Here is a 20,177-nt window from a genome sequence, read left to right on the forward strand (position 1 = left end):
GTCTCAGAACCGGAATCGGACGATGCGGGTGGATTTCCGCATGCCCGGCACGAGGTTCAAGAGACGGAAGACGCGGCGGGTGCCCGCGGGTGCCTTGGCCATCAGCACGGGCGAGTCGTTCATCGGCGCCTCGTCGACGTACTCGAGCCGCGGATGGAACTCGGCCAGCGCGGCCGGATCGTCGAAACCGCACTGGAATCGGGTGCCGTACTTGCGCAGCGTCGGATCCCACTTCGAGGTCCGCCACGCCCAGACCGACACCGTGTCGAGCTGGATCTGCCCGGTGGGGAACGTGTCGACGACGCTCGCCAGCAGCTGCCGCACTTCGCTCTCGGTCAGATAGGGCACCAGGCCCTCGGCGATCATCAGCACGGGCCGGCCGCGCGGGATGCGGTCCAGCCAGGCCAGGTCGGTGACGCTGGAGGAGAGCAGGGTGTAGTGGTCGCGCGGCGGCAGGAACCGTTGCCGCAGTTCGATGGTGACGGGATAGTCCAGGTCGTACCAGTCGACGGTGTCGGGCGGGTCGAGCCGGTACACCCGGGCGTCGAGCCCGCAGCCCAGGTGCAACACCACCGCGTCGGGATGCTCGGCGAGGTACTCCCGCGCCCAGTCGTCGTGTGCCTTGGCGCGCACCACGGCGACGAGCCCCAACTGACTCGTGCCGAATCTGCCCTTGTCGTAGTCGGGGTCGAGCTGCCGCATCACCCGCTCGGCGTAGTCGTCCCCGAGAATCGGTTCCGGCAGCCGGTTGTCCAGCGCCTTGGCCTTGAGCACCGGGTTGGCGGTCTGCTGCACTCCCACGAGTCCGCTGTCGTTCACACCCACCGACACTACTAATATTTCACGAAGTTCGTGAAATATGTGACATGACCGCAGCCGACCGGACGAGGAGCTTCGATGACACGAGGAGACGAGGCTGCTCTCGTCGGTTACCGGGAACGGTTCGCGCAGACCATGATCGAGTCGGGCATGCCGCGCATGGCCTCGCGCGTGTTCGCCGCGCTGATGCTCACCGACTCGGGCAAGCTGTCGGCCGCCGAACTCGCGGAGCAACTGGGCGTCGGCGCGCCTGCGATCTCGGGCGCGATCAAGTACCTGGTGCAGGTGCGCCTGGTCGAACGCGGCCGCGAGCCCGGCAGCCGCCGCGACTTCTGCCGAGTCCACGAGCACACCTGGAGCCACTACATCAGCCAATCCGACCCCCTCCTCGCCCAGCTCCAGTCAGGCGCCGACGAGGGCGCCGCACTCCTCGGCCTGGATTCCCCCGCCGGCCGCAGGCTCGACGAAACCCGCCGCTTCTTCGAGTTCCTGCGCACGGAGATGGAACAGTCGATGGCCAAGTGGCGACAGCTCCAAGCGTCCGCGGGGGAGCCCGACTAGGCGAAACGCGCCACGAGGGCCGACACGGCCACCTGTAAGACGTTCTTGCCGCGCCGAACGGGCGAGTCCTTCTCCGTCGCGAACCAGATCTGGAAGTTCGCGGGGTTGAACGGGAGCGAGATGTGTTCGTGCGTGATCGTCCACGCGCCCGCCACGCGCCGCAGGCAGACCGTCTCCCGCACCCAGATCGCCAACTCGATGCCGCCCTTGTGTTTCCCCGAGTCCAGATGAAGCATGTTGGCGAAGGCGACCTCGTCGCTCGCGACGATCGTAAGATCGTGTGTCTCCAAGCCGATCGGACCCTGATACCCGTCGAACCACCGCACGAAATTGCGCCGCATCTCCTCGGCTCCGGTGAACCGAAGCGGGGCCACGGCGTCGTAGTAGACGGTATCGGGGGAGTAGAACGACATGAGCCGATCGATGTCCTTCGATCGCTGAGCCTCGGTCCGGCTGGCCAGAACGGCCCTGATCTCGTCCTCGTTCGATGTCACCGTGTCTCCCTTCGATTCCCGCCCGGAACGGGCGCCCTGCGGCGGCCTCGATAGTCCGACGACACAGCCGCGCAGAATGTGAGGTCGCCGGTGAAGGGGGATCGGCGCGGGGAGCTTGTCAGCTGCCCTCTCTCGCGGCGGTGATCGGCTCGGTCCCGTGGGGCTCCGGAGTCTCCGACGCGCGTTCTCGCCGAAGGAGTTCCGTGTACAGCGTGACGATGCGCCGCGACGCGTCGTCGTGCGCGTGGTCGGGGAGCCCGGTCAGGCGCTCGAGCAGGTCTCCTGCGCGTAGATACAGCTGGTCCAGTGGATCGAGGTAGCGGCCGTCGGACCAGCGGGCGCGGGCGAGCGCGCAGCGGCGCAGCAGCACGATGTCGGGTGCGGGCCGATCGTGGCGCGGCGGCCGTCCCGGCGGGATGTGGAGCCAGTGCATTTCGGCCAGCAGCAGTTCGGGAAGTAGGACGCGCACCATGATTTCGTCGGCGGGCACCAGCCGCAGCCGCTCGTGCTCGGCGATGACGGCGAGAGACCTGGCGATGCCGGCCAATTCCTCGAACGTCGCACTCGTCATCCACGGTTGCAGGCCGAGCCCGAGCGCCCGTTTCTCCAACTGCCCGGCATCGACCAGCCGCGCGCCGCCCGTTTCGAGCAGTCGACGCCATCGCGGGGCGTAGACGACGCGGGCGATATCACCCAGAATCGACCACCACAACCGGAAATTCATTTCCACATGACCCGACGGCGTCACCTCTTGATGACTGCGCGGAAGCGCCATCGCCGCCGCGCGGTCGGCCAAATCCGGCGCGGCGAGCGAATCGAGGTCGACCCGAACATCGTTGTCGCGCAGAAAGGCCAGCATCCACCACATCACATGCGGTTGTAACCATTGACGCCCTTGCGACCCCGCATACGTATCCCGGAAGAAGTGGATGAGCCGATCCGGCCGGCTCAATTCGTCCGTCCGCACAGCGGCCGACGACTCGTCGAGCGCACGAGTCGACGCTCGAGCGTGCCCCAGCGAAACCTCGGACGCGCCGCCGAGGTCATGCGACCGCGACACCCACCGGGATGTGCACAACGAACTACCGGCGACGATCGCCCAAGTGCCTTCCAGCAGCAGAAAACCCCAGTCCCGGCCGAGATAGGCCAAGGCCGCCAGCACCGCCGATCCGGTCGTGTTCGCGACGAGATAGGCGGCCGAACGATCATCGGTCAGTCCCCGCTGCGCGCCGATGAACCCACCGAGCAGCAACAGCGCCCCCGCTATCTGTAGTACGTCACCCACCGCAGGCACTGCCATGCCTCGTGCCCCACACGCGTTGAGCCGTCGACGAATTCGCACAAATCATGAATGCTCCGCACTTGCCGGAAAGCAGGAGAACAACCCGGTGGCAGCACGGGCGTTTTCGGCGAGTTCAACCTAATCCGGCCCCGGCGAACCGGTCCATAGGTAGCGGTGCGGATACGTAGGTACGGCTGGCCTGAATCAGAAGACGCCGCCGCCCGCGCCGAGATTTTGCCCGGTGATCCAACGACTCTCGTCGCCTGCGAGGAAGACGGCGACGTCCGCGACGTCTTCGGGAAGGCCGACGCGGCCGAACGGCGACATCTGCGCGGCGACCTCGCGGTCGCGCTCGGGGAGCAGGTCCGTGTCGGTGAAGCCGGGCGACAGGGCGTTCACGGTAATGCCGCGCGGGCCGAGTTCCCGCGACAGCACGCGCACGAACTGCTCCACGGCGGCCTTGGTGCCGAGGTAGAGCGAGGTCTCGGTGAAGAACATGCGGGTGCCGCCGGTGGAGGTGGCGATGATGCGTCCGCCGTCGCGCAGCCGCCGCGCCGCTTCCTGCATGGTGAAGAACGCGCTCTTGGCATTGGCGGCGAAGAGCCGGTCGAATTCCTCTTCCGTGCAGTCGATCACGGGTTTGATCACGACATCGGCCGCATTGGCGACCACGATGTCGAGGGTGCCGAATTCGTCTTCCGCGCGGTCGAAAAGGTGCCGTACCGCGGCGGGATCGGCGAGGTCGCCCGGCACGGCGATCGCCCGCCCGCCCTGCTCGGCTATTTCCGCGACAACCGCCTCCGCCTTCTCTCGATTGCGCAGGTAGCCGATGGCGACGGCCGCACCACGCGCGGCGAGCCGGACCGCGATCGCGCGCCCGATTCCCCGGGAAGCCCCGGTGACAATGGCCGTGCGCCCGGACAGATCTGAATTCATCCTTCGTCCCCACTCGTAGTGTGCCCCGACATGATCTCGGAGCGGTCCCCGCGAGGCAAGAACTCGATGGTCCCCGAGGTGGGCACGGCTCGGCGAGGATCACCGCCACGTCGGGGGCTTGACCTTGCCCCTGGGGCAAGGTTCGACGATGTTTCGCATGAACAACAACGCACTGCACACGGTCGAGGTCGGGATTCGGGAGCGGGTCGCCGCCTACTGCGACGCCAACAATGTTCCCGGGGTTGTGGTCGGCGTCTACCACGCCGGGGAGCAGGTTGTCGTCGCCCACGGCGTCGCGAATGTCGCTACCGGTGCACCGATGCTCGACGACACCGGATTCCTTTTCGGCTCGGTCACCAAGGTTCTGACCACCACGCTGGTCCTGCAACAGGTCGAACGCGGAGTCCTGGACCTGGATACGCCGGTCGTCCGGTATCTCCCCGAATTCGCGCTGGCTGCTCCGGGCGCCGCGGAGAAAATCCTTGTCCGGCACCTGATCTCGCACACCAACGGCATCGATGCCGACCTGTTCTTCCCCAATGCCGAGGGCCGCGACGCGCTGAAAATCTACGTCGACGGACTCGCGAACAACTGCGGCACCCTGTTCGAACCCGGCGAGCAGCTCAGCTACTCCAACGGCGGCATGATCGTCGCGGGACGTCTGCTGGAAGTGGTGACCGGAATCGCCTTCCCCGAACTGCTCGAGCGCGATGTCTATGCGCCCGTCGGAATGCGCGATTCCAGCACCTCGGCCGAGCAGGCCATTCTGCGCAGCACCGCGGTCGGCCATTTCACCGACCCGCAGACGATGGCGGTCGCGCCCACCGGCATGTTCATGCTGCCCGACACCTGGGGCCCGGCCGGTGGCACGCCGATCGGCACCGTCGCCGATCTGCTCGCCTTCGGGCGTACGCACCTCGACGGCGGTGTATCCCCTTCCGGCACAAGAGTTCTGACGACCGCGTCGACCACGGCGATGCGGCAGGTCGCCTACGACATGGCCAGCCCGAACGTCCCGCCGATGGGTCTCGGCTGGGTGCGGTATCCGTTCGGCGACACGACCGTGCTCGCGATGTCGGGCGCATCGCCCGGCGGGGTGTCCATTCTGTGCGTCGTGCCCGAACATGATCTGGTCTTCACCGCCTACGGCAATTCCGGTGACGCCATCATGCTGCACGACCAGATTCTGCAATGGCTCCTGCGTGAGCATCTCGGCGTCCGAATTCCCGCTCTCGTCACGGAATTCGAATCCGACGTCGATCTCACGCCCTACGTGGGTACCTACCGGTCCGATCAGCTTCGCGTCGATGTCGCCATCGTCGACGGTCAGCTCGAGGAACGGATGACCTACGAACCGGCGGACGACTCGCAGCGGGACATCTTCACCGCGTTCGCCGGCGGCATGACCGCCGCCCCGCCGCAGCGCTACATACCGATCCGGCCCGGCCTTTTCGCACCCGCCGGATATCCACTCGAGACGTTCGACGGATATCTCCGGCTGCTGCTCGTGTCCTACCACGACATTCACGACGGGCAAGCACGCTTCCGCAATGGCGGCGGCCGCCTGACCCGACGCGCGTGATCATCCCGGGCGAGCGCCGAATGGAAAGATGTCGGGCATGATCACGATCGGCCGGCTCGCGGACTACGCCGGAGTGACCACCAAAACCATTCGTCACTATCACGAACGCGGCCTGCTCGCCGAGCCCGACCGCGATTCGTCCGGCTACCGGCGTTACACCGCCCAGGACGCGATCGACCTCCTCAAGATCAGGACTCTGGCCGATGCGGGCGTGCCGTTGGCCCGCATCAAGGACCTGCTCGGCGGCGGCCCGGAAGAACTTTCCGCGGCCATCGCCGAGATAGACCGGGACCTCCGAGATCGCATGGCACAGCTGCGGCGAACCCGCGCCAGGCTCGCCGAGCTGCGCGGCGGGGACCGGTTGTTCGTCTCCCCGGAGGTCGCCGACTATCTCGACGAATTGCGCGAACTCGGCGTCAGTGAACGCCACATCCGACTGGAGCGCGACGGTTGGATTCTGCTGCAGACGATTTCCCCGCAGGACGCCCAGGTCTGGATCACCGAGAAACGCGAACTGATCACCGATCCCGAGTTCCGCGCCATCTATCTCGAACAAGACGCCGCCTACGAGTGGTCACCGCACGACCCGCGCCTCCCGGCCCTCGCGAACCGCATCCGAACCTGGTTCGCCGAGCACGAGAACCGATCCGAAACCCGGCCACCGCACAATCCGGCCGCCGCCCGCTTCGTCGCACAATCCCAGCCCGGTGCCTCGTCACCGGCCTGGGACCGCCTCGCCGAATTAGTGAAAGGCAACCCCGAAGTCACCTAGACCGCTCCGGGGCCACGCCCCGACACGGACCGGTCACACGGCACTCTGCGGGCAGCTACCCAGCCAGTCGTTGATCTCGTCGAGGCTGCCGGTGAATACGGGTACTTCGCCGGACAATTCGAGCACGTGCCAGCGCCCGGGGACCGGCTCGGTTCCGCTGGTCTGCTCGAGCCGGAACCCCTTGCGGCCCGCACGCGCCGCGATCATGCGCATCGGGCTGACCACCGGATCCAGAGCCGACATTCCCACCTACCCCCTCGGGTGTCACGAGACCGCCTCGCTCAGCGATCTTTCGGCAACATAGTAGAGGTTGGTCGGCGCAACGGTGGACATCTCGCGTGACCGCGCGGTAAACATCCGGATAGCACTGGTAGAACCATGCGACACGCCGAGTCGGCCCGTGGTCACGCGGTCGCGATGGCCGGAAATCAACTCCTGAAACTGTTTGCTACATAGATGCTGTCAAGGTGAGTCGGTGCGATCCCGCAACGGAGACACGGGCAACGGTTCGTGTGTCGTCCTGTCGCACTCAGCTCGTCGAGAAGTTCGCAGCCGCAGCGAGAGGATGATCACTGCGTGCCCACACCGGCCTCGAATCCCGCTGTCGCATGCGAGGATTCGGGAAGCCCCGGAACCCGAACGACCGCCGGTTTCGCGACCAGCGCTTATCGTGTGTGTCTGCACGAGCCCGTCCAGGGCCCTTCCGACGGGGATGACGAACGGGGACAGCAAGCGGTGGACGAACAGCGACGTTCGGTATGGGTCGCCCGGTGGCACGACGCCCTGGGCACCCTCGGCGCGGCCGCGCGGCAGCCACGGTTACCGACGATGTTGGGCCGCTTGGCCGACGAGTTCGCCGCGGCGGTGGACGCCGAGCCGTTCGAGGCCGCCGTCGGTGCCGATATCGGTCACGCCCTGGCCCAGGCGCTGCCGTGGGATCCTGCGGTGCCGGTGTTGTCCGCGCCGGTGCTGGCGCAGGTCGCCGAAGTGACCGGTCGCTGCGACGCGGCGGTGCGGGCCGCGGGTGTGCTCGCCGCGCTGGCGCACGGATACGAGCAGGCCCGCGCGGTGACGCCGCCCGACCGCGCCGACGCCGCCGAGGCGGACCGGGAAGCCGCCGACCGGTTCCGGGTCGTGTTCGACAACACCGCGGTCGCGATCGGTATCGCCGACACGAACGGTGTGCTGATCGACGCGAACCCGTGTCTGGCCGCCATGTTCGGCGCGCCGATCGAGACGCTGCGGGGGATGCCGGTACAGCATTTCGCGCATCCGGACGATCTCGAGGACATCGACGCGCGGCTGTTCGGCGAGCTCGTCGCGGCGCGGAAAGGCTCGGTGCGGATCGAGGGCCGGGGTCTCGCGCCCGCCGGGGACACCCGATGGGCCGCGTTCACCGTCACCTACGTGCCCGGCGGCGACGGGCACGACGACTATCTGCTGGCCGTCGGCGAGGACGTCACCGAACGCCGCCTGCTGCAGGACGAGCTACGCCGGCAGGCCCTCCACGACCCGCTGACCGGCTTGCCCAACCGGCGGCAGCTGCTGGAGATCCTGCGTGCCACGACCGACTCGGTGACCGACAACGCCTGTGCCGGAATGTGTTTCGCCGACCTCGACGACTTCAAACAGGTCAACGACACCTACGGTCACCGCGTCGGCGACGAGGTGCTGCGCGCGGTCGCCGCCCGGCTGCGCCGGCACCTGCGCCGCCACGACTGCACCCTGGCCCGGCTCGGCGGCGACGAGTTCGTGGTCTTCCTGCCGCCACCGGTCGACGACACCCGGCTCGCGGCCACCGCCGCCACCATGCGGTCGGCCTTCACCGTCCCGGTCGTCATCGACGATCTCCGGATCGCCTTGTCGCTCAGTGTGGGCGCCGTCCTCGCGCCGGCGGCGCACACGGCGGCAGACGCGCTCCTCGACGCGGCGGACCGGCGGCTCTATCTCGCCAAGACCCGGCGTCGGCACCGTCTCCGACACGTGCGCGCCTGATCGTGTCCGACGTCGTGGCGATCTACCAGGGGTAGATCGCCACGACGCGTTGTCGCCGAGCCGTCAGGCCGTGCCGCCGTGCAGCGGGCGGTGGAGACCGGTCCGCGGGTTCCGGGAGGCGGTGGCACCCTCGGCCGGGTCGGCTACAGCGGTCGCCGGGCGGTTCGCTGTCGTTTCGGCCCTACGTCGTCCGAAGGCGAGGTCGCGGACACTGCGTACCGACAACCGGCCCAGCGACGTCGCGGCGAAGAAGAGGATCACCGCGCCGAGTCCGGAGAACAGGGTGAGCTGAATGAGGGCCTGTTTCCAGTCGGATCCGGCCAGGGGTGTGCCGATATCGCCGAGCTTGAACGGCCCCGCGAGGGCGGGCCCGATCACGAACCACGCACCCGCGGCCGCGGCCAGCCAGGCGCCCGTGATCGCGACGGCACGGTTGCCGCTCGACAACATGAGCAGGCCGCCGATCGCCGCCACCACACCCGGCAGCACCTGGAGCCAGCCGCGCGCGGCCGACCAGACCCACGGTTCGTCCGGTGTGTAGCCGAAATCGAAGTAGGGCCCGATGAAAGGTATGAGCGCACCCCAGATACCCAGCAGGAATACCGCCAGGCCACCCAGCGCGCCACGGCTGCGCGGGATACGCAGCCCCGAGGTACGTCCGTCGATGTCTGTCATGACGACTCCAATCGTCGACAGTGATGTCGTTCTCGCATTACCCGTACCGGCGGGAGCTACGCGGCGTGGACGCGATCGATTTCCGCGACAGGAAACGAAGTACATGGGGCGGGATCCACGCCGAGGGCGGATGGCCCGCACCGGCGAAATTCGCTGGCGCGATGCGGTCGGCGGCGGCACACTCCTGGCGTGACCGAGGTGATTCTCACGCCCCTGGACGAACCGGCCCTGGCGCGGCTGCTGGACGCGGCCGTGGCCGGCGCCGATCCGCTGGAGGTGATGCCGCCGGTCGAGGACGCGCCGGGCTGGACCGCGCGCCGCCGCGCCGCCTTCCTCGATTTCCACCGGCGCCGCACCCTCGATCCGGCGACGGCGGTGGAGCGGACGTGGGTGGTCGACGTCGACGGACGCGCGGTCGGCGCGGCCCGGCTGGAGCGACAGGGAGACGCGGTGGCGGCCGGCCTCTGGCTGCGCCGCGAGGACCGCGGCCGCGGCATCGGACGGCAAGTCGCGGTTCTGCTGCTGGACCTCGCACGCTCCTGTGGGGCAACGACATTCGTCGCCGAGACGACGGCGGACAACCGCGGCGCGCTCGCGGTCCTCGCATCCGTCGGCACCACCCTGACCGCGGACGGAGACGAGGTGCGCGCCGCACTTCCGCTCGACGCGCACCCGCGATGAGCTGGGATCACCTGTGCCGCCGGGTCGCCATCGGGAGTCTCAGCCCGCCCGGCAGGTCATGTCGTTCTCGGGCAGGGCGCCGTCGACCAGGTAGCCGGTGACGACGTCGGACGCGCAGTGGTTGTCGCCGAGGACGTAGACCCCGTGCCCACTCCCGTCGACGGTGACCAGCCGGGACCGCCGACCGAACTTCTCGTGGAGCAGCTCGCCGCCGCGTAGCGGGGTGACCGGGTCGCGCTGGTTCTGCACGATCAGCACGCCGGCCGGGCCGGTGTCGTCGATTCGCACCGGGGGCTCGGACGGCCCGAGCTTCCAGTAGGCGCAGGGCATGACGTTCGCGGCGGCCGCGCCGTAGAGGGGGTAGCGTTCCCGGTCCTCGGCGACGGTGCGGTGGTAGGTCCCGACGTCCTCGGGCCATTCGATGTCGTTGCAGGTCACTGCCAGGAAGACCGACCAGCCGTTGTCGTTCGGCGAGGGTGCGCCGGTACCCGGCGGGCGACCGCCCTCAGGTCCGGGATGTCCGGTCTCGAGCAGCGTCTTCCAGCTCTCGGCCGCCCGCGCGTACAACGCCGGGCGGTAGAGCGTGAAGAAGGCGCCGAATCGGAAGAGGCTGCCGTCCAACCCATCCACCGGGTTCGCGTCGAGGCGCTCGGCGAGGGTGAGGTACGTCCGGCGCACCTCGTCCGGTGTGCGGCCGAGACCGTAGGTGTCGTGGCGGGCGGCGGCCCACGCGGCGAAGTCGGGAAAGGTCTGTTCCATGCCGAGGCCGTAGCTGCGCATCCCGTCGTGGTCGAGGTGGGTGTCGCCGATATTGCTGTCGAGCACGATGCGGTCGGCCCGCTGCGGGAACATCGAGGCGTAGGCCGCGCCCAGCGCGGTGCCGTAGGAGTAGCCGAGGAAGCTGGCCTTGTCCTCGCCCAGCGCCGCCCGGATCCGGTCCAGGTCGCGTGCCATGTTCGCCGTCGACACGTACCGCAACCGGCCCTCGTGGTCGTTGGCCGCGCACTGCTCGGCGACCCCTCGGGCGACCGCGGCCTGCTCGGTGACCGCCGCATCGTTCACCGCGTACGGCGGGATATTGCCGAAATACGCCTGATCGTCGGTGAACCCGCAGCTCACCGGTGCCGAATGCCCCACTCCGCGGGTATCCGCGCCGATCACGTCGTAGCTGTCCAGCACATCGGCGGGCAGCCCGTGCGCGGCCAGGAACTTGGGCTGGTCCAACCCCGCGCCGCCCGGACCGCCGGGGTTGAGCAACAACACTCCGCGACGCTTGTCCGGGTTCCCGCTCGCCAGCCGGGAGATCATGAGCTCGATCTGCGTGCCCTGGGGCTCGCTGTAATTCAAGGGCACCGGCACAGTGGCGCACTGCAATTGGGCCGGCCCGGCGGCGGGATCTTCGACTCCCTCCGGACACGCGCCCCACCGCACCGGCGCCGCGGGGCCCTCGGCCGGCTCCGCGGCCACAGTCGGCGCCCAGATCAGTGTTGCGGTGAGACCGAGCACGGCCGACAGGCACCGGATCCGTTGTCGCTTCATTCGCTACTCCCCGACGAAATGGGCCGACCACGAGCGAACCGTCGCCGGGAGGCTCGTGACCGGCTGTGCACGAACAAGTCTGGCGAGCCCGTCTCGCCCGCACATCGCTCGCGCGGCGGCCATCGTGTTCGACGAAAGTCGAGGCGGCGATTCGACCCGGGTCGAGCCACGCCTCAGCCGCTGGGCTGCTGCTTCCGGCCGATCGGCGTCGCGATAATGGCCGGGTGGACACCGACGGCGCCGCACGACTCGGGGCATGGCAGCAGACCTGGCGGCTGGCGGCGGCCGCGCTCCTCGGCGTCCCCTTCTGGTTCGCCGTCGCCACGGCGCTGCCGGCGGGCTGTGCGGCCGATTCGTGTTCCTGGTTCGTCCTCGGCGATCCGCTGATCGCGCTCGGTTGCCTCGCGGTGTTGTTGTGGCGTCGGCGATTTCCGCTCCTCGTGGCTTTGGTGGTCGCGGTCGCCTCGGCCGCGTCGGCGCTCGCGACCGGTGCCGCGCTGCTGGCGCTGTGTTCGCTGGCCACTCGCCGCCGTCCGGTCGAGATCGCGGTGGCCGTGGTGGCGTATGTGACCGCGGCGCAGTTCACCGAGGACCTCTATCCGATCGGCTCGCTGCCCGCACCGATCTGGCTGCGGCTCGCGCTGCCGACATTGAGCGCGGGGATCGCGGTGGCGACCGGTGTGGCCATCGATGCCCGCCGCGCCGAAGTGCGGTCGCTGCGGGATCGCGCCGAGAGCGCGGAACGCGAACAGGCCGCGCGGGCGGCGCAGGTACAGGCCACGGAACGCAACCGCATCGCCCGCGAGATGCACGATGTGCTCGCGCACCGGATTTCACTGGTCGCCATGCAGGCCGGGGTCCTGGACCATCGTGACGACCTCTCCGCCGCGGAGCAGCGGACTCTGGTCCGCGGTATCGCCGAGGGCTCCCGCCGAGCGCTGGAAGAACTTCGCGACGTCCTCGGTGTCCTCCGCGCCGACCCCGACCGCCCCGAACCACCGCAACCCACCCTGGACCGGATCCCGGAGCTGGTGGCCGACGCCCGATCGTCGGGCCTGGACGTCACGCTCGCCACCACCGTGACCGCGACCCCGCCCGAGACGGTCGGGCGGACCGGCTACCGGGTGGTGCAGGAAGGGCTGACCAACGCCGCGAAACACGCACCGGCCGCGAAGGTCCGCATCACCGTCGGTGGGACGCCGGGCGGCGAATTGCATGTCAGCGTCCGCAATTCGGCGGCCGCCACCGCCGTTGCCCGGCCACCGGCCTCGGGTTTCGGTCTCCTCGGCCTCGCCGAGCGCATCACGCTCGCCGGCGGAACGCTCGACCACCACCGCACCTCCGACAACGGGTACGTTCTCACCGCGCGACTTCCCTGGCCGGAGCACGACCACGAGAAAAGAGCATGAGTGCACAGTGAAGAGGCTCCGGTGCGCGTCGTGATCGTCGACGACGACCAGCTGGTGCGGATGGCGCTACGCCTCGTCATCGACGGCGAGCCCGACCTGACCGTCGTCGCGGAGGCCGCCGACGGCGACACCGCGATCACGGTGGTGGACAAACAGCGGCCGGACGTCGTCCTGATGGATGTGCGGATGCCCGGCCGCGACGGCGTCGACACCACCCGGCACCTGCGCGCCACACCGGCTCCGCCGGCGGTGCTCGTGCTGACCACCTTCGACTCCGACGAACTGGTACTCGGCGCCCTGCGCGCCGGAGCACTCGGCTTCGTCCTCAAGGACACCCCGCCCGCCCGCATCGTCGAAGCGGTGCGCGCCGTGGCGGCCGGGCACCCCGTGCTTTCCCCCACGGTCACGGCACGAGTGATCGCCGCGGCGACCGGCCCCGATTCCGCCCAAGCCCGCCGCGCCGCCCGCGACGCCGCGCGACAACGGTTGTCCGCCTTGTCCGAACGCGAACTCGACACCGCGCGCGCCATCGCCGACGGCCTGGCCAACTCCCAGATCGCCGCGCGACTACAGGTCACCATCGCCACGGTCAAAGCCCACACCAGCAACCTGTTCGCCAAGCTGGGCGTCGACAACCGGGTACAGATAGCGCTGTTGGTCCGCGACGCGGAACAATGACCCACACACGCGCTGTTCGCCGTGCCCGCCCGCGCGGCGTCCTGCCGAAGTGGTCGACATGACCAGCAACGATCGACGAATCGTCGGATAGCGCGCGGGGTGTGAGTGCCGCGCTTACGTATGTAGGTGTCGGACAACACCGATTCGACGGTAGGCCTGTGAATATAGAGTCCGTATTACGTGCCTCTGGGCCGGAATCGGTGGCGTGGAGAATCGGAGGCGGGATGGCGGAGAGTTCTGCGAGCGGTCGTGTGACCGGGGCGGGTTTCGCGAATCGGCAGTGGGTGCGGATGAGCGATGGTGGCGCGAATCTTCAGCTGATGTGGGTCGCCGGTATTACCACGGTGCTGGTCACGCGCCTGTATCTCGCCGCCACCGGGTACCCGAAGGTCGGTAACGGAACACTGCATATCGCGCATGCGCTGTGGGGCGGGTTGCTCATGCTTGCCGGTTTGATCGTGTCGCTAACGTTCACCGGTTCTTTCTGCCGTCGGGTCACTGCGCTCTCGGGAGGTATCGGTCTGGGGTTGTTCGTCGATGAGGTCGGCAAATTCATCACCCAGTCGAACGACTATTTCTTTCGGCCCGCCGCCGCCGTCATCTACGTACTCTTCGCCATTCTCATAGTCATCACGGCCACGGCACGCACCCCGCGAACGATGTCCGCCGGCGCCAGGTTGTCCGCCGCGGCCGCGATCGCGGCCACCGGACCGGCCGAAGGGCTGACCCCGGCACAACGCACGGCGATTCTGGAACTGCTCGACGGTGACGACGGCGAGGCGGCGCATGCCGTCCGGCGATTCGCCGAACTGTCGCCGACCAGGTTCGGCCGCAACGCTTTCCGGTCCCGAGCGCAGCGGTTGCTGACTGCGGCGCGGCACCTCGTCACGCAGCCGTGGTTCCTCTCGGTTGTCGTCGCATTGTTCGTGGTATCGCGGATCGCGATCGACGTTGTCTTCGTCTCTCGAGCGGTCCCGCTGCTGGCCGGCGGATCCGCGGAACCCGGGCACGACGGCGGCGCGATCATCGCGGCAGCGGTCACGCGGACCGTCGAAGCCGTATTCACGGTGGCAGGGGCGGTGTGCTGGCGGCGGCGACAGACCGCGATCCGGCTGCTGAAGGCCGCCTTGTTCGTGAATCTGTGCTTCACCCAGCTTTTCAACTTCACCGACAGCCAGTTCGTCGCTATCACGGAACTGCCGTTCCTGATCCTCGTGTTCCTGGTGCTCTCCGCCGCCACCCGCGGTCAACCAGCCGTCACCCCCGAGCGCAATCAGCGACCCGCGACGAGCACACCGTTCAACTGACCACGATCGGCATCCAGTACGCCTATGCCGCAGCGGATTTCCGGCCGGACGGCCCTACTTGTCGGACGTGTTGTCCGCGCGGGGTACCGCGCCCTCGAGCAACACGTCGAGGAAGTGGAGGGCTCGAGCGGGATCGGCGGCCCGGGCCACGGCGGTGGTGAGGGTCAGTAGTTCGGGCACGTCGAGGTCGCGGCGGATCGCGCCGGTCTCCTGTGCCGCGTCGTGCAACGGCGCGACAGCCTCGTAGATCGCGCGGTGCCATCCGGCGATCTGCGGCGTTTCGGTGTCGCCGGGGCCTTTGTAGTCGGCCATGAATGTCTCGCTCAGCGCGCGGCTCTCGGTGAGGTGAACGACCATCTCCCGCAACCAGGCCACCAGCGCCGCACCGCGCGGTCGAGTCGCCCGCAGTTTTTCCGCGCTGTCGCACAGGGCCCGGATGCGGCGGTCGTAGACGGCCTCGAGCAGTTTCTCCCGCGACGAGAAGTGGCGGTACAACGTCGCGTTGCCGACTCCCGCCGCCTTGGCGATGTCGTCCAGCGAGGCGTGCACACCCCGATCGTCGAGGACGGCCTCGGCGGCGGACAACAGGCGCTCGCGATTGCGCTGTGCGTCGGCGCGGCGTGGCGGAAAGGTCATGCGGGACAGGGTACTTGCCAAGCGGGGAATGCTCCCCGTATGGTCGAACCCAGCCAAACGGGGACAATTCCCCGTTTCGCGAGAGGAGAAGATCGTGACCGACACGAAATCACCGGCGGCCGTGGTGCAAGCCATCATCGCCGGCCACCACGTGGACATCGAGGCTGGTTTGCGGCTCATCGCACCGGAGTCGCTCGACCAGGGCGTGCGGGTCACCCGCGAGGACTGGCGGCGCAAGTGGGAACGGATGCGCGCGGACTGCCCCGACATGGAGGTGATTACCGAGCACAGCGTGGAAAATGGTGAATGGGTCGCCAACCGCTACACCCTGCGAGGTACCCATACCAGCGACCTCTTCGGCGCCGCACCCACCGGCAAGCCTTTCGTGACCGGCGGCGTCGACATGGTCCGCGTCGTCGACGGTCTGCTCGTCGAGCATTGGGGTTACGTCGCGCCGCTCCAGGGTGCGCCGGTATCGGCCGATCGACAGTAGTGGCCGCGCTGTGTTTTTCTGTGCCGCATGTACCGGACGATGTAGGTCGTCATGACGGCGCAGGTATCGCATAGGTAACCGAATTTGCCACCGGCGCAACGTATCTGGCGAACATGCTGGCCATCCGGAGGGGACCACGGCCCTCGAACGGGGCCGTCGGCGCGGCGGCGACCTCCTTCGGTCATCGCTGCCAAGCGGCCCGGTGACGGCCCGGCTATCCTCGATCGAGTGCGGTACATCGTGGTGGGTGCGGGAGCCGTCGGGGGCACGATCGGCGGGCGTTTGGCCCAGCACGGCGCGGACGTGGTCCTGGTTGGTCGCGGCCGACATCTGGAGGCTCTGCAACGCCACGGCTTGCGGTTGGTCACCGCCGCTGGCTCCTACACGCTGCCGGTTCCCGCGGTCGACTCTCCTGCCGCGCTGGGGGAGTTGCGGCGCGACGATGTGATCGTGTGCGCGGTCAAATCGCACGACACCGCGGCCGTGGTCGAGCAGTGGGCCGGCGTCCCCGTCGCGGGGAACACCACCGCCGGCGAGACGCTGCCGATCGTGTGCGCGCAGAACGGCGTCGCCAACGAGCGCACCGCGCTGCGGCTGTTCCAGCGGGTCTACGGGCTGTGCGTCTGGTTGCCGGCCCTGCATCTGGAGCCCGGTGTGGTGGTCTCACGCGCCGCCCCGTTGAGCGGGATTCTGACCATCTCCCGTTATCCGCACGGAATCGATACCGTGGCCGAGCGGATCGCCGCGGACCTGTCGCGCAGCGATTTCGACGCTCCGGTCGTCTCCGACGTAATGCGCTGGAAGTACGGCAAACTCGTCGTCAATCTCGGCAACGCGGTGCAGGCACTGCTCGGTGAGCACGACAGTTCCTCCGCCGCCGAGCTGGTGCGGGCGTGCCAGGCCGAGGGCCGGGCGGTGCTCGACGCCGCCGCGATCGCCTACACCACCGACGCCGAACGCCGCGCGGTGGAAGGTGACCGGATGCGGGTGCGGCCGATCGCGGGCGTGACCGGCGGCAGCTCGACCTGGCAGAGCCTTGCCCGCGAGTCGGGGACATCCGAGGTCGACTACCTCAACGGCGAGATCGTGCTGCTGGGCCGCCTGCACGGTGTGCCGACACCGGTCAACACCATGCTGCAACGCACCGTCGCCCGTTTCGCCCGCCAGCACCGTCGCCCGGGCTCGATCACCGCCGACGAGCTGAAAGCCCTACTCCCGCAACCATTCCCGATACCATCCCCGCCGTAACCGACCTACCCGACCAATGCGGATACCCGGCCGCCCCGGGGCGGCCGCCATCGGGGCCGCACTGACCTAAAGTCCCTGGCCGTCCGCACGCCCTGGCGGCATTCCCGCGCGAACACGTGGGAGCGTGACGTCACGCACCGTATCGGCGCTGCCGGGCCGCGTAATTGCGCAGCGCTCGCAGGAAGTCGATCTCGCGGAAGGCGGGCCAGTACGCCTCGCAGAAATAGAGTTCGGCATAGGCGCTCTGCCAGAGCAGGAAGTTCGACAGCCGCTGCTCACCGCTGGTCCGGATCACCAGGTCCGGATCGGGCTGGTCCGGGGTGTACAAATGGGCGGCCAGATCCTCGACGGTGAGGCTGTCGGCGATGTCCGCCAACGACTTTCCGCTACCCGCGTTCTCGTAGAGCAGATCGCGGAACGCGTCGACGATCTCCTGCCGGCCGCCGTAGCCGATCGCCAAGGTGACGTGCGCACCGGTCGTGCAGGCGCGGGTGGCTTCGACGGCATGCTTCAGCGCGCGGGCGGTGGTGTCGGGCAGGACATCCGGTGATCCGGCGATGTGCAGCTGCCAGCGGGACCCCGGGCGGCCGAGCCTATCGGTGACCAGGTCCTCGACCACGCGCATGAGGAAGTCGATCTCGTCGTCGGCTCGATTGCGCAGGTTCTCGGTCGAGCACAGGAACACCGTGACGTGGCGGATGCCCAGATCCTCGCACCAGGACAGCACGTTCTCCGCGTGCTCGGCACCGTACCGATGCCCCAGCCTGGTGTCGGAAAGGCCCTTGCTGCGGGCCCAGCGCCGGTTGCCGTCCATGATCAACCCGACGTGACGGGGTAGCCGTGCGCCCGCGAGTTGCCCGCGCAGTCGACGGGCATACATACGGTACGGCAGGTCCGTGACGCGCATACGCAGTCCGATCCTTTTGCTGGAGAAGTGGATTCGCTTCGAGTCGGCGAGGCCGCCGACTCGGGTCAACCTACCCATCGCGTCTCCTGCGGCGGTGGAGCCGTCGTGGCGACCTTGTGGAGATTTGGTGAGGCGTGCGGCGGGTCCCCGTCTCGGCCTTCGACCTGTGTGCGCTGCGAGCGGTGCCTGGACCACCTACTCGTGCGGCCGGAGGTGGTCCAGGATGAGGCTGCGGACGGGTTCGGTGTCGGCCAGCAGACCGTGCCCGGCACCCGGGAGAACCACCGTGTGGGCCCCGGCACGCCGCGCGGCTTCCGCGGCCACCGCCGAATCGTGTACCTCGCTCGCCCCGGCCAGGGCGACGAAGGTCGGGACCGGCAGCTGGGTCAGCCCGTCCGGCAGGTGCGGATAGACGATCGGCGAGGCCGGGAAGTGTGCGGCTCCGTGCGCGAGCAGATCGAAGTAGGCCTCCAGGTGCGCCGGTCCGCTGCCGGGGCCGTCCGGTGCTAGCATCGCGCGGGCGGCCTCGAATGTGGGGTGCGGGTCGCGGTTTCGACCCAGCTCCTCGAATTCGGGACTGAGCCCGGCGAAGACCAGGGGCGGGTCGAGCAGGACCAGCCGTCGCACCCGTTCGGGATGGGCGAGGGTGAACCGGAGCGCGAGATGACCACCCAGGGACTGGCCGCACAGGTCGGCCGCGGCCAGCCCGAGCAGATCGAAGGTTTCCGCCAGCCAGTCCACGAGATCGTCCATGCTGGTCAAGGCCGCGCCGGTATGTCGGCTGCGGCCCGGCTCGCCCATGATGTCCACGGCCCGCACACGATGCTCCTCGGCCAGCGCGCCGACGACCGGATACCACATCCCGGACGTGCCGCCGTACCCGTGCAGCAGGACCAGCGACTGCGCCGCGGCCGGGCCGGCGGACGTGACCCGCGTCGTTCCGTACCGGCCCGCAAGATCCACCGTCTCGGCCGGTACCGGCCAGTGGGCCAGCACCGCGTCGTAGGCCTCGAAATATGCTGCCTCCAGCTCAGGGGCGGCGAATGTGCTCATCGCGTCTCCTTTGCAAGTCAGCTGTATTATGTCAGGTGTATTGAAACGAATGGAAGGGATGCGGGTGCCGAAACAGGTCGACCACCGAGAACGTCGCGAAACCATCGCGCGCGCCCTGTGGCGAGTGGTCGAACAACAAGGTTGGGCCCGCGCGACGATGCGCGAGGTCGCCCGTGCGGCGGATGCCTCCCTGGGACAGGTCCAGCACTATTTCCGTTCCCGGACAGCGATGCTCGTCTTCGCGATGGAATTCGCTGCCGAACAGACCGCCCGGCGCGTCACCCAGGGCCTCGACCGCCTCGACTCACCTCCGCACCCCCGAGACGTGCTGCGAGTGACGCTCACGGAAATGCTCCCCCTGCACCCGGACGCCCGCGCCACCAGCCGGATGAGCGCTGCCTACACCCTCGAGGCGCTCCACGACCCGGAATTGCACGAGCAGGCCCGCCTCGGACTCCATGAAGGCAGAGCGCTCACCGAACGCTTGATCAGACAGGCGATCGCCGACGGCCACCTCCCGCCGGATGTCGACCCGGCGATCGAGACGAACCTCTTGCTCGCCCTGACCGGCTTCACTCCACTGCTCGACTTCGACGTCATCGACCCCGAGGCCGCGCTGACGGCCATCGACTACTACCTCGACCGACTCTTCGACTGCCGTGCTTCGGTGCGCGAGAGGGGACTTGAACCCCTACGTCCTAGGACACTGGAACCTAAATCCAGCGCGTCTGCCAATTCCGCCACTCGCGCGTGATGGTACGACCGTCCAAACTCTACCGGGCTTGACCGCCATCATGAAGTTCCCCTCGGGCGTTTCGTACCCACGAGTAACGTCACCTGCAATTATAACAATTAAGTAACGGGCAATATGAGGGACCCTCAACTTTCCTTCGCGGGTGTAACCGGCCGGACCAGCGGGTTCAAACATGAGGGAGGGTCATGTTTGGGGTGGTTCTTGTACGGACGTACCTGAATACTCGGCGGTAGGGCTAGGGGGTCGGGGGCAAACGTGAGGCTTTCCTCATGATTTGTGCGATCCTCGGGTTTCATCAGGTCCTCAGGGGCGAGGGACACCTGCGCATGGACAGCGGCCCCCACGAGGGACCAGCC

General features: G+C 68.3%; 21 protein-coding genes, 1 tRNA gene and 1 pseudogene. 11 read left to right on the plus strand and 12 right to left on the minus strand.

The genetic code is table 11. From position 1 onward, the window contains the following. Positions 1–3: 3 nt before the first annotated feature. Complete coding sequence (locus tag IU476_RS10710; protein WP_195099102.1) at positions 4–819, minus strand: class I SAM-dependent methyltransferase; 816 nt, start codon at positions 817–819, stop codon at positions 4–6. A 78-nt stretch (positions 820–897) separates the two neighbouring features. On the opposite strand from IU476_RS10710, the gene IU476_RS10715 reads away from it, so the two are divergent. Further along, positions 898–1,380: a GbsR/MarR family transcriptional regulator gene (locus IU476_RS10715; RefSeq protein ID WP_195099105.1), complete on the plus strand. Its 483-nt coding sequence runs from the start codon at positions 898–900 to the stop codon at positions 1,378–1,380. Here IU476_RS10715 and IU476_RS10720 read toward each other — a convergent pair. The 3 genes from IU476_RS10720 to IU476_RS10730 form a co-directional block, all read right to left on the minus strand. After that, positions 1,377–1,874: a YybH family protein gene (locus IU476_RS10720; RefSeq protein WP_195099107.1), complete on the minus strand. Its 498-nt coding sequence runs from the start codon at positions 1,872–1,874 to the stop codon at positions 1,377–1,379. The two genes, IU476_RS10715 and IU476_RS10720, sit on opposite strands and share 4 nt — an antisense overlap. A gap of 118 nt (positions 1,875–1,992) precedes the next feature. After that, positions 1,993–3,174: a CBU_0592 family membrane protein gene (locus IU476_RS10725; protein ID WP_195099109.1), complete on the minus strand. Its 1,182-nt coding sequence runs from the start codon at positions 3,172–3,174 to the stop codon at positions 1,993–1,995. 186 nt (positions 3,175–3,360) lie between these two features. Continuing rightward, positions 3,361–4,092, minus strand: a complete 732-nt coding sequence (locus tag IU476_RS10730; protein WP_195099111.1) for an SDR family oxidoreductase — start codon at positions 4,090–4,092, stop codon at positions 3,361–3,363. 157 nt (positions 4,093–4,249) lie between these two features. Between IU476_RS10730 and IU476_RS10735 the strand changes: the two genes are divergently transcribed. Together IU476_RS10735 and IU476_RS10740 are read left to right on the plus strand one after the other, a co-directional pair. Then, positions 4,250–5,674 (plus strand): serine hydrolase domain-containing protein, encoded by a 1,425-nt coding sequence (locus IU476_RS10735; RefSeq protein WP_228823469.1) that lies wholly within the window; start codon positions 4,250–4,252, stop codon positions 5,672–5,674. Between the two features lie 37 nt (positions 5,675–5,711). Then, on the plus strand, positions 5,712–6,446 hold the full coding sequence (locus tag IU476_RS10740) for a MerR family transcriptional regulator (protein ID WP_195099115.1): 735 nt from the start codon (positions 5,712–5,714) through the stop codon (positions 6,444–6,446). A gap of 33 nt (positions 6,447–6,479) precedes the next feature. Here IU476_RS10740 and IU476_RS10745 read toward each other — a convergent pair whose 3' ends face one another. Beyond that, positions 6,480–6,689, minus strand: coding sequence for a hypothetical protein (locus tag IU476_RS10745; protein ID WP_195099117.1), 210 nt, complete (start codon positions 6,687–6,689; stop codon positions 6,480–6,482). A gap of 492 nt (positions 6,690–7,181) precedes the next feature. On the opposite strand from IU476_RS10745, the gene IU476_RS10750 reads away from it, so the two are divergent. Then, positions 7,182–8,441, plus strand: coding sequence for a diguanylate cyclase domain-containing protein (locus tag IU476_RS10750; protein WP_195099126.1), 1,260 nt, complete (start codon positions 7,182–7,184; stop codon positions 8,439–8,441). Between the two features lie 63 nt (positions 8,442–8,504). Here IU476_RS10750 and IU476_RS10755 read toward each other — a convergent pair whose 3' ends face one another. Then, positions 8,505–9,116 carry a hypothetical protein gene (locus IU476_RS10755; protein WP_195099128.1) on the minus strand — a complete coding sequence of 204 codons (612 nt, stop codon included), beginning with the start codon at positions 9,114–9,116 and terminating at the stop codon, positions 8,505–8,507. A 189-nt stretch (positions 9,117–9,305) separates the two neighbouring features. Here IU476_RS10755 and IU476_RS10760 point away from each other — a divergent pair, with 189 nt between their 5' ends. Next, positions 9,306–9,797 (plus strand): GNAT family N-acetyltransferase, encoded by a 492-nt coding sequence (locus IU476_RS10760; protein ID WP_324194002.1) that lies wholly within the window; start codon positions 9,306–9,308, stop codon positions 9,795–9,797. A gap of 39 nt (positions 9,798–9,836) precedes the next feature. Here IU476_RS10760 and IU476_RS10765 read toward each other — a convergent pair whose 3' ends face one another. After that, positions 9,837–11,336, minus strand: a complete 1,500-nt coding sequence (locus tag IU476_RS10765; RefSeq protein ID WP_195099130.1) for an alpha/beta hydrolase — start codon at positions 11,334–11,336, stop codon at positions 9,837–9,839. 224 nt (positions 11,337–11,560) lie between these two features. On the opposite strand from IU476_RS10765, the gene IU476_RS10770 reads away from it, so the two are divergent. From IU476_RS10770 to IU476_RS10780, 3 genes are all read left to right on the plus strand, one after another. Then, a complete protein-coding gene (locus IU476_RS10770) occupies positions 11,561–12,745 on the plus strand; it encodes a sensor histidine kinase (RefSeq protein ID WP_195099133.1) in 1,185 nt (394 codons plus the stop codon). After that, positions 12,746–13,423: a response regulator gene (locus tag IU476_RS10775; protein ID WP_195099135.1), complete on the plus strand. Its 678-nt coding sequence runs from the start codon at positions 12,746–12,748 to the stop codon at positions 13,421–13,423. A gap of 290 nt (positions 13,424–13,713) precedes the next feature. After that, the gene (locus IU476_RS10780) at positions 13,714–14,730 is read left to right on the plus strand and encodes a hypothetical protein (protein WP_195099137.1); all 1,017 of its coding nucleotides are present in this window, start codon (positions 13,714–13,716) and stop codon (positions 14,728–14,730) included. Positions 14,731–14,784: 54 nt separating this feature from the next. Here the strand turns inward: IU476_RS10780 and IU476_RS10785 are convergent, their stop codons facing one another. Further along, entirely contained in the window at positions 14,785–15,366 is a 582-nt protein-coding gene (locus IU476_RS10785; RefSeq protein WP_195099139.1) for a TetR/AcrR family transcriptional regulator, read from the minus strand. A 94-nt stretch (positions 15,367–15,460) separates the two neighbouring features. Here IU476_RS10785 and IU476_RS10790 point away from each other — a divergent pair, with 94 nt between their 5' ends. Together IU476_RS10790 and IU476_RS10795 are read left to right on the plus strand one after the other, a co-directional pair. Further along, positions 15,461–15,859, plus strand: coding sequence for an ester cyclase (locus IU476_RS10790; RefSeq protein WP_195099141.1), 399 nt, complete (start codon positions 15,461–15,463; stop codon positions 15,857–15,859). Between the two features lie 228 nt (positions 15,860–16,087). Beyond that, entirely contained in the window at positions 16,088–17,107 is a 1,020-nt protein-coding gene (locus tag IU476_RS10795) for a ketopantoate reductase family protein (protein WP_195099143.1), read from the plus strand. A gap of 130 nt (positions 17,108–17,237) precedes the next feature. On the opposite strand, the gene uppS is transcribed toward IU476_RS10795, so the two are convergent. The 3 genes from uppS to IU476_RS36050 form a co-directional block, all read right to left on the minus strand. Continuing rightward, positions 17,238–18,014: a polyprenyl diphosphate synthase gene (gene uppS / locus IU476_RS10800; RefSeq protein ID WP_195099835.1), complete on the minus strand. Its 777-nt coding sequence runs from the start codon at positions 18,012–18,014 to the stop codon at positions 17,238–17,240. 195 nt (positions 18,015–18,209) lie between these two features. Further along, entirely contained in the window at positions 18,210–19,067 is an 858-nt protein-coding gene (locus IU476_RS10805) for an alpha/beta fold hydrolase (protein WP_195099145.1), read from the minus strand. Between the two features lie 31 nt (positions 19,068–19,098). Next, positions 19,099–19,275 carry a hypothetical protein gene (locus IU476_RS36050; RefSeq protein ID WP_228823470.1) on the minus strand — a complete coding sequence of 59 codons (177 nt, stop codon included), beginning with the start codon at positions 19,273–19,275 and terminating at the stop codon, positions 19,099–19,101. Here IU476_RS36050 and IU476_RS10810 point away from each other — a divergent pair. Further along, positions 19,225–19,707, plus strand: a pseudogene (locus IU476_RS10810) (TetR/AcrR family transcriptional regulator); the annotation flags it as partial. The gene IU476_RS36050 and the pseudogene IU476_RS10810 overlap by 51 nt on opposite strands. Before the next feature lie 28 nt (positions 19,708–19,735). Here the strand turns inward: IU476_RS10810 and IU476_RS10815 are convergent. Further along, positions 19,736–19,817 (minus strand) — tRNA-Leu (locus IU476_RS10815). Positions 19,818–20,177 lie beyond the last annotated feature (360 nt).

This window comes from Nocardia blacklockiae (genome assembly GCF_015477355.1).
GTDB classification, from domain to species: domain Bacteria; phylum Actinomycetota; class Actinomycetes; order Mycobacteriales; family Mycobacteriaceae; genus Nocardia; species Nocardia blacklockiae.